This is a genomic window from Methanobrevibacter sp. (assembly GCF_045636185.1).
GTDB lineage: Archaea > Methanobacteriota > Methanobacteria > Methanobacteriales > Methanobacteriaceae > Methanocatella.
Window position 1 is genome coordinate 1 of sequence record NZ_JAZTXC010000067.1, and the last position, 9,804, is coordinate 9,804.

General features: G+C 29.3%; 9 protein-coding genes. 5 read left to right on the top strand and 4 right to left on the bottom strand.

Features of this window, described 5'->3' with window-relative positions; all coding sequences use genetic code 11:
• A partial coding sequence (locus ACKI3Q_RS04090) for a DUF2142 domain-containing protein (RefSeq protein ID WP_407414530.1) occupies nt 1–1,483 on the bottom strand: 1,483 nt, incomplete at its 3' end.
• 460 nt (nt 1,484–1,943) lie between these two features.
• On the opposite strand from ACKI3Q_RS04090, the gene ACKI3Q_RS04095 reads away from it, so the two are divergent.
• On the top strand, nt 1,944–3,521 hold the full coding sequence (locus ACKI3Q_RS04095) for a 2-isopropylmalate synthase (protein ID WP_407414532.1): 1,578 nt from the start codon (nt 1,944–1,946) through the stop codon (nt 3,519–3,521).
• A 2-nt stretch (nt 3,522–3,523) separates the two neighbouring features.
• Nucleotides 3,524–3,793, top strand: coding sequence for a DNA-binding protein Alba (gene albA / locus ACKI3Q_RS04100; protein ID WP_407414534.1), 270 nt, complete (start codon nt 3,524–3,526; stop codon nt 3,791–3,793).
• Here the strand turns inward: albA and ACKI3Q_RS04105 are convergent.
• Together ACKI3Q_RS04105 and ACKI3Q_RS04110 are read right to left on the bottom strand one after the other, a co-directional pair.
• Complete coding sequence (locus tag ACKI3Q_RS04105) at nt 3,790–4,446, bottom strand: CehA/McbA family metallohydrolase (protein ID WP_407414536.1); 657 nt, start codon at nt 4,444–4,446, stop codon at nt 3,790–3,792. The genes albA and ACKI3Q_RS04105 overlap by 4 nt on opposite strands.
• The gene (locus tag ACKI3Q_RS04110; RefSeq protein ID WP_407414538.1) at nt 4,439–5,476 is read right to left on the bottom strand and encodes a DUF1786 domain-containing protein; all 1,038 of its coding nucleotides are present in this window, start codon (nt 5,474–5,476) and stop codon (nt 4,439–4,441) included. The genes ACKI3Q_RS04105 and ACKI3Q_RS04110 overlap by 8 nt, the downstream gene beginning before the upstream one ends.
• Before the next feature lie 94 nt (nt 5,477–5,570).
• Between ACKI3Q_RS04110 and ACKI3Q_RS04115 the strand changes: the two genes are divergently transcribed.
• From ACKI3Q_RS04115 to ACKI3Q_RS04125, 3 genes are all read left to right on the top strand, one after another.
• Complete coding sequence (locus ACKI3Q_RS04115) at nt 5,571–6,872, top strand: TrpB-like pyridoxal phosphate-dependent enzyme (RefSeq protein ID WP_407414540.1); 1,302 nt, start codon at nt 5,571–5,573, stop codon at nt 6,870–6,872.
• A gap of 430 nt (nt 6,873–7,302) precedes the next feature.
• Complete coding sequence (locus ACKI3Q_RS04120; protein ID WP_407414542.1) at nt 7,303–8,079, top strand: ParA family protein; 777 nt, start codon at nt 7,303–7,305, stop codon at nt 8,077–8,079.
• Complete coding sequence (locus tag ACKI3Q_RS04125; protein WP_407414544.1) at nt 8,080–8,613, top strand: AAA family ATPase; 534 nt, start codon at nt 8,080–8,082, stop codon at nt 8,611–8,613.
• Between the two features lie 3 nt (nt 8,614–8,616).
• On the opposite strand, the gene ACKI3Q_RS04130 is transcribed toward ACKI3Q_RS04125, so the two are convergent.
• Nucleotides 8,617–9,732, bottom strand: a complete 1,116-nt coding sequence (locus tag ACKI3Q_RS04130) for a helix-hairpin-helix domain-containing protein (RefSeq protein ID WP_407414546.1) — start codon at nt 9,730–9,732, stop codon at nt 8,617–8,619.
• Nucleotides 9,733–9,804: the final 72 nt, after the last annotated feature.

Here is a 9,804-nt window from a genome sequence, read left to right on the forward strand (position 1 = left end):
AATAAAATTTAAATAAAATAGTAGATATCAGACTAATTAATAAAGAAATACTAATTATCATAAGTATATTATTTATTTTCCATTCTTCAATCTTCTTATAATTAAAATTAAAATTAAAAACAAAAATTAATATAACAAATAAAGGAATAAAATATCTAGGTTGAACACCTAAAATTGGAAAAAGCTGACCTACAGGAGTCCATTTTAATAATTGAACGAAACATGTTCCAAAAAAGTTAATTACTAATACCATTAGTCCAATTATCTTATATTTTAATGGTATTTTTTCTTTAATAGGATATAAAAATACAACAAATATAAAGGAAATCAAACCGACATATAGCAGGAAATCAGATGTAAATAGGTCTGTTGATACATAAAACGTGAAAGTATGGATTAGAATTTCAAAAACATTTGGGATAATATATAAAAATGAAATAATACTATCATTTGGATGATTAATTATATAAGAAATCTGATTAGTAGAATTAATATTATTCATAATATAGTAGCCCTGTCTTGAAAAATCGTTTATTGGTGTAGTATTTGAAGACCATATTAAAACTAAAGCTGATATTATAGCGATAGGGAAAAATATATAATAATAATTTATTTTGAATTTATCTTTAGGAATACATAATAAAAGTAATATGAATACCAAATATGTTACTTTGGTTAAAGACAATAATAATACTAAAATCGAAAATATAATAAGTTCCTTTGAAGAAATTGATTTTTCTTTTGATTTATATAAATATAAAAAATAAGAAACAACAATAAAACCCAATCCATTTACCGTTGCATCAATACTCATAGAAGATCCTTGGTAAATAGCTAAGGGAACTAATGCCATGAAAAGCATAGGAATTTTAAAAATAGGAGTTTTTTTAACTGCAATTGAAATGAAAATAGCATATAATATTAAATTACAAATTCTACCTAACCACAACATCCATATATTATTTAAATTTAATACATTTGCCAATAATATTCCAAAACCTTGTGCTAAATAACCATAAAACGGATTATGAAGAAATCCGGTGTAAAAATATGCATGGGCGTTATTTATTGGAATATTGGTTACATTAGCATTGAAAAATATCTGATTTATATTAAAATATAAATCAAAAAATCCTATTGTGGAATCTATAGATAATCCTGAAATATTTAAAGCAGTTACATTAGCAGGAATTTGAACATAATGTGGAAATAGATTGCCCTGTGAAGTAAGTAAACTTCTTACAAAATGCTCAACTTCATCAGGCGGTGCAAAAATAGGAGTTATAAGTGCACATATAATTCCAAATGAAATAATCGTTAAAAAAGCAACCTTATGGAGCTCATTTTTATGATTAAAATAATAAAGTAAACAGAGAAACCCTAAAATTATAGAAAATATAATTGTAGCATCAACAAACTTATAATGAATACTAGTTAAAGATCCAGAAAATAACACTGAAATAAATGTAATAATGAAATACATTAAAAAATACCATTTATTGTTTTTTATATTATCCTGAGTAACTTTAAGTTTATCTCTAAAATTCATCTTAATTCTATACTTTATGAATTAAATTATATAAATTTTTTCTTTAAAACTCTATTATAAAGTATCTTAATGCTTAATTTTGTTCAATTCTTATCAAATTTTATTTTAACCATAATAACACCAAATAACTTATATTTAAATAATTATACACTCTCATTTTTAAAATTAATTAAATTTATATTAATAATGTTTTTTTGAAAATTTTAAATTAAGCATTATGGTAGAATGTTTTTAATTTTTTAGATAAATATTTTAAAAGAGAAAATATATACATTTTTTATAGTTTAATGTTATAAATAGTACATTATACGATTTTAGATTAATTTAATTATACGATAAGTATTTAACTTAATTAAAATAATTATATAATTATACCAAATGGAGATTTTATTTTATGTATCGTCAAGACATCAATATTCTAAAAAGAGATTACATGAATCTTCCCGATGAAATTTATTTTTTTGACACGACATTAAGAGACGGTGAACAAACACCTGGTGTTGCTCTAACGGTAGATGAAAAATTTCAAATAGCTCGAAAACTAGATCATTTGGGTGTAGATAAAATTGAAGCAGGGTTCCCTGCTGCTTCTCATGGTGAATTTAAAGCTGTGAAAAAAATTAGATCTTTGGATTTGGATGCTACTATTGTTGGTTTAGCACGTTGTGTTGAAAATGATATTGATTCAGTATTAGATGCTGGTTTAGATTATATACATATTTTTATTGGAACCTCTCCATTGCATAGAGACTATAAATTAAAAATGTCTAAAGAAACAATTATTACTACTGCAGTTGAAGCTGTTGATTATGCAAAAGACCATGGTTTAACCGTTGAATTTTCCGCTGAAGATGCTACTAGAACTGAAGCAGAATTTTTATTTAACTTTTATGATGATGTTGTTGATGCAGGAATTGATTTTATTAATGTGCCTGATACTGTTGGTATTCTTACACCGGTAATGACAAAAGAATTAATGAGTTATATGAAATATAAATATGATACTCCTCTTAGTGTTCATTTTCACAATGATTTCGGTTTAGCTACAGCAAATACATTAACTGCTATAGAATGTGGCGCTTGCCAAGCTCATGTAACAGTTAATGGTATGGGAGAACGAACCGGTAATTCTCCACTTGAAGAAATTGTTGTTGCGCTTCATGCTGCTTATGAAATAGATTTAAACATCGATACTTCGCAATTATATAGTCTATCAGATTTCGTAGGTAGATTGACTGGTGTTAAAATGCCAGTAAACAAACCAATTGTTGGTGATAATGCATTTGCCCACGAGTCCGGTATTCATGTTCATGGTATTTTAAATAATTCAGCTACATATGAACCTATATCTCCAGAACTTGTAGGCCATACTAGAAAAATTATATTAGGCAAGCATACTGGAGTTAATGCTTTAAGATCAAAATTAAACGAGTACCAAATACATTTAAACGATAAACAATTTGATAAGGTTTTTTATCAAATTAAAGAATTGGGTGATAAAGGTAAATGTGTAACTGACGATGATTTAAAGGCAATCGCTTTAACAGAGTTAGGTTCAGCTCGTGAAACTCCAATTAAATTAAAGGGATTGGGATTGTTATGTGGAAACATTGTTTCCCCTACAGCAACAGTTAAATTAGAGATAGATGGTGTTGAAAAAGAGACGTCCAATACTGGTGTCGGACCAATTGACGCTGCCTTAAATGCTATTCGTGATTTAATACAGGATACAATGGATATTGAGCTTGAAGAATATAATTTAGAAGCTATTAATGGTGGTACTAATGCTTTAGCAGATGTTTTTGTTATATCTTCTGATAATGAAGGCAATAAATCAACTGGAAGAGCTATTGATGATGATGTTGTAATGGCAAGTATTTTAGCGGTATTGGATTCTATCAATAAACTGTTACTAATTAAACGATCTAGTGAAGAATTAAATATTAAATTAAAACAATCACAGGAGATATAAACATGGAAGAAAACACTATTTTTATTGGTAATAAACCAGTAATGAACTATGTATTAGCCGTTGTAACACAATTTAATGACTATGATACAGTCACTTTAAGAGCTCGAGGTAAAGCTATTAGTCGTGCTGTTGATACTGCTGAAATTGTAAGAAACAGTTTTGTTCAAGAAGCAGATGTTTCTGATATTCAAATTTCAACCGAAGAAGTTGAAAACTACAATAATGAAAAAACCAATGTTTCTATTATAGAGATTAAATTAGAAAAGATTTAAATTTTTTTTAATATTTTAAAATCAATTAAATATTTGGTTAATCTAATATTTGAAGTTCCCTTTCCTAGGGCTTCCACCCTACCTTTTTTTATCGACTTTAAAACACTATCTACGTCTTTTTCACACTCAATTTCAGAATAACAGTCACCTACAAATTTATAGTAATGAGCATCACTTGCTCCAAGTCCAGGTAAATTTTCTTTTTTTGATAAATTTTTTCCTTTATTATTGCAATATCCCACTATAAAACGAGCATTTTTTGTTTCTATCGCATCTATTTTTAAATCTTCATAATCAGCTTTACATAATAAGCCATGCCTATAGAAGCAATATGGATGAGGTATTATGGCTAGGCCTCCCTGATCATGAATCAAATCTATTGTTTCACTGGCAGGTAAATCACGCTTAATATGTTCCTCACAGCCAAAACCTAAAATATGTCCTTCAAGAGCAGATATTTCAATTGAGGGAATTACAAGTAAATCATCGTTTTTTGTTAATCTTCTGGCTTCTTTAGATCCATCAACAGTATTATGGTCACTAATGGCAATAATGTCAATATTTCTATTTTTTGCTACTTTAAAAATATCTTTTAGTTTGGCTTTTGAATCGGGGGAATATTCGCTGTGAATATGTGAATCCATTTTATACATTATATGCCTCTAATGTTTTTATTAATCCAATTGTTCCTGTCATCATTACATCTCCTCCCGGACAGGCATGATGCCAATCAAGGTTAGTCTTTTCAATCAGTTCACGTTTTGGACCGCTAACAATTACCTTTTCAATTTTTGATATTGGATTTATTACATGAGCTCCATGTCCATAATCATTATAAACCTCTTCGTATGTAATTACTCCATCTGCTAATCGTTTTAAATAATTTTCTAGGCTTTCAGGTGTTAGTGAAGAAGTGTGATGTTCAAATATTCCTTGTATTTTTCCATCTTCTATAGAAGCTGCTGTGGTATGTCCATTCCCGATATCTATTGCTATAAAGCTATTTAGACTTGAAGCAATTTCATCCCAGCACATTCCGGCTATTGAAGCAAATTTTGTGTCCATCAGCAATGGTTCTAATTCAATTCCTTCTTTTTCAAGGGATCTTTCTACAGCTTTCATTCTTGTATAATAATCAGGAACATTTCCTTTAAATGATAATTCTTCAGGTTTTATAGGTTTTGTTAATTTTTCACGGAATTTTTCAAATCTGAAATCTCTGTCTCCCATATTTTCATTGTATCCGTGATCCTGTACAGCTATTGCAATTTCATCGAAATCAAATTCCAAGTCATATCCCAGCAAGAATTCAGATAATTTTGTAATATTAATATCGCCTAATGTTATTTTTGTATAATCTTTATACTCTTTTTCAGGTGAAGCTATTTCAATTCCTATGGCTTCTACTTGGGATATTTTGTCTCTTATTGTTTTTGCAGGAATTTCTTCCATTACAACTTTATATCCTTTTTCCATATGTTCTTGTAATGTTTTTTTAATTTTTCCTCCACCCATTATTTCTCCGTTGAAATATATGTCGTTTTCAATTTCCCTTATTTGTTGTGAGATAAACAAATGTGGAGAAGGGAGTACGAGCTTAATGGAATTTTCTAATTCTTTTTCATCATCATATATCATGATGTCCTGTGTTCCCGTTCCTACATCAATAGCTAAAAATCTCATAATATTTTTCTATATATTTCATTTTATTAATATATTAATTGTACATTTTTGTACAACAAAGTTTTAAATAGTACATTATAATAAAAATATTACTATGAATTATAAGATTACTTTAGATTCTGATGAAGTGCCAAAAAATTGGTATAATATTCTTGCAGACTTACCTGCTGCACTTCCAGAACCAAAAAACAGTGAAGGTAAAAATCAGATTGCAGATTTACAAAAAGCTTTTACTAAAGAAGCTTTAGCTCAGGAATTTGCACCTGATAGATATATAAAAATTCCAAATGAGGTTAGAGAACTTTTAATGCAAATTGGAAGACCTTCTCCTTTATTTAGAGCTACGAGGCTTGAAAAATTCTTAAATACTCCCGCTAAAATTTATTATAAAAGAGAAGATACTTCACCTACAGGTTCTCATAAGTTAAATTCAGCTATTCCTCAAGCATTTTTTGCTAAAAAAGAAGGTGTTGAAAGATTAACTACTGAAACTGGTGCCGGACAATGGGGTACTGCTTTATCTCTTGCATGTAATATGTTAGATTTAGATTGTACAGTTTATATGGTTAAAGTTTCTTTTAATCAAAAGCCTGACAGGAAAAACATCATGCATATCTATGATAGTCAGATTTTTGCTTCTCCAAGTGAAAATACCGAAATTGGACGTCAAATTTTAAAAGAAAATCCAGACCATCCTGGTTCTTTAGGTATAGCTATTTCTGAAGCTATGGAAGAGGCTTTATTAAATGATGGTGTTAAATATTCTTTAGGCAGTGTTTTAAATCACGTAATGTTGCACCAAACTATTATTGGACAAGAAATTAAATTGCAACTAGAAAAGGCTGAAGAGGAACCTGATGTAATGATTGCTTGTGCCGGTGGTGGAAGTAATTTGGCAGGATCATTCTTCCCATTGCTTAAAGATAAACTTGACGGTAATTCAGAAACTGAATTTATTGCAGTTGAACCTAGTGCATGTCCTACTTTAACTCAAGGTAGTTATGAATACGACTTTGGAGATATTAATGGTTTTACTCCTATGCTTAAAATGTTTACCTTAGGTCATGACTTTGTAGCTCCATCAGTTCATGCTGGCGGATTAAGATATCATGGTATGTCTCCAATTGTTTCACTTTTAGCCAAAGAAGGATACATTTCCCCTAGGGCAGTTCATCAAAAAGATGTATTTGATGCTGGAATTACTTTTGCTCGTTGTGAAGGTATTGTTCCTGCACCTGAAACTACCCATGCTATCAAAGTTACTATTGACGAAGCATTGAAATGTAAGGAGACTGGAGAAGAAAAAACTATTGTTATGAATTTCTCAGGTCATGGAATGCTTGATTTAAAAGGATATGCTTCATACTTTGAAGGTACATTGCAAAATTCAAAATAGAGTGAAATTTCACTCTTTTCTTTTTTTATTTTTTTATTAAAAGTTATAACTTATAACTTATAACTGATAATATTTTTCTAAATTATCACTTATAACTGATAACTTATTTGTGAAAACAAATACTTTATAAGGTTGAAGTTATAAAATATAACTTAATAGTTAAAAGTTAAATCTTTTAACTTATTCATAATAACTTAAATGTTAGAAGTTATTTCGTATAACTTATTCATGTTAACTTAAAATTTATCACTTTTAAGTTGGAAGGGTTAACTTTTAAAATAAAAGTTATTCCTACTAACTTAGAAGTTTTAAGCTAAAAATAAGAAGATATTCATATTAACTTATAATTTATCTCATTTAAGTTGGATGGCATGGCCTTTTTTTGTCATGCCTTTTAACTTAAATTCATTTTAATTAGGAGAATTTTTCAATGAGTGAAGTAATTGCAGTAATGAATCAAAAAGGAGGATGTGGAAAAACAACAACTGTTGTAAATACCGCAACTTCGTTAGCTATAATGGGAAAAACCGTTTTAGTAGTAGACATGGATCCTCAAGCAAATGCCACAACAAGTTTTGGAATTAACAAAAATGAATTGGAAAATACAATTTACGATGCAATAATTGGGGACATTAACGTTAAAAAAGCTACTAAACCTACATTTATAAAGAATTTATTCATTATTCCGAGTAACATTTCATTAAGTGGGGTTGGTGTTGAACTAAGCCAAAAAGAAAATTACCATATTATCTTAAAAGAAACGCTTAAGGATGTTGTTCCATTATTTGACTATATATTCATTGATTTGCCTCCTTCATTAGGTGTAATAACTGTAAATGCATTAGTTGCCTCAGACAGTGTATTGATACCAATTCAAGCTGAATATTATGCACTTGAGGGTGTTGCTGATTTAATTAATACAATTAAGCTTGTAGAACAAAGACTTAAGAGTCCTACCCCAATCAAAGGAGTTTTACTTACATTATTTGATAAAAGGACAAGATTAAGTAAAGATGTTTATAAAGAATTAAAAATTTACTTCGGTGAAAGTAATTTGCTCTTTAGAACAATTATTCCAAGAAATATCAGGTTAGCGGAAGCACCAAGTTTTGGAAAGCCTTGTTTAATATATGATCCGGAAAGTACTGGAACAAAAGCTTATTTAAATCTAGCAAAAGAAATTTTAGAAAGAGATAGGAGTGATTAGATGACTCGTGGGCTTGGTAAAGGATTAGATTCTTTAATTCCAGAGTTTTATGATGAAAATTTTGATAGTAATGGGGCTCAATCATTAGAAGACATGTTAAATGATGATGATCCTTTAAAGGAAACTAAAGATGATGTTGTTAATGAAACAACAGAATCTAATGAAGAAGTGGTTGAAGAATCTGGTGAAGAAACAATAGTTGATGATAAAGATGATATTGAAGAAGAAAGAACATCCAGTGAAGAAGGCAGTGAAGATAGCAAAACATCCGAAGAGATTTCTAGCGATAATGATACTGAAGAAAGCATACCAGATGCACAAGACGTCAAAACAAAAGAAAATGTAGCTGAAGTTTTAGATATCGTTGATAAAAATCCAAGAATAACTTTATGGTCTTCAAGGTCCGCTGCTGTATTTAGATATCTTAGAAAAACCGAGCCTGAATTTAGTATAAGTAGAGAGGCTTCCATATTAATTGATGAAGCAGTATCTAAAAAATATCCGGATATTTGGGAATTATTTGATGATTTATAATTATTAGAAATTTTCCAATAAACTTTGATAAGCTCCATCTATTCTAATATATTTTTCAGCCCTATCCACAACCACACCTAATTTTTTCAATTCATTTTTATTTTTAAAAGGAATTTTTTTCCTAATAGAAATTATTTTTCTAGCTGATTTTACACCGATACCGGGTACTCTAATCAGTTCTACAAATGGTGCAGTGTTAATTTCTACAGGAAATATATCCATATTTTCTGCAGCCAAAATCTTCGGATCTTGAGTTAATGAAAGTTGGTTATTTTCATCAAATACTAACTCATTTAATTTAAAATGGTAATCATTAAGTAAACTGTCTGCATTATATAATTTAGCAGTCCTATCTGTGCTGCATGCTTCTTTTTTTTCAAAATCTGTCTCTTCAATTGGTGTGAATGCAGAGAAGTATGTCCTCTTTAATCTGGTTTTATTGTAAATTTTTTCCATTCTATGTAGAATTTCCCTGTCACTTTCATCATTCGCACCGATAATTAACTGGGTGGTATGAGTAGAATTTGGATAAGTAGTACTTTTGCCATGTAAACTGTCAATCCAGTGTAGGCGTTTTAGAATATCTTTATTATAATCTTTAGTAGATGATAATTCCGCAAGTCCTGATGGTGTTGCAGCTTCAATATTAATGCTTACTCTATTAGCAAGTGCCATTGCTCTTTTTATTGAATCTTTAGAAGCGCCAGGCACAACTTTTAAATGAATATAATCATCATATCCATAATCTTTTCTTAAAATTCTAATGGTTTCTATTGTTTTTTCCATGGTGAGATCTTCATCTTTGTCAACACCTGAACTTAAAAACAAACCGTTTACAATACCTCTATTGTAATATCCAAGGAACGCTTTTGCAAGTTCCTGTGGTGCAAGTTCAAGTCTTGTAAAATTTCTTTTGGATTGGTTAATGCAGTACTTACAGTCATTTTTACATTTGTTTGTTAGAAGAGTTTTAAATAATGGAATTTGGCAACCGTTATGTCCTGTTGCATGATAAATTCCAGGCAAATTAACTTGAGAGCTCTTATTGTGATTAACATAATCACATAAATCATATTGGGCCGAATCAGTTAAAATTTTCATCTTCTCTAAAGTACTCATAAATAGTATTTTATTGTTTTTAATATTTAAAATCTTTAATGTTTGTAATTTAATTTCATTTCCCTTAGTTTA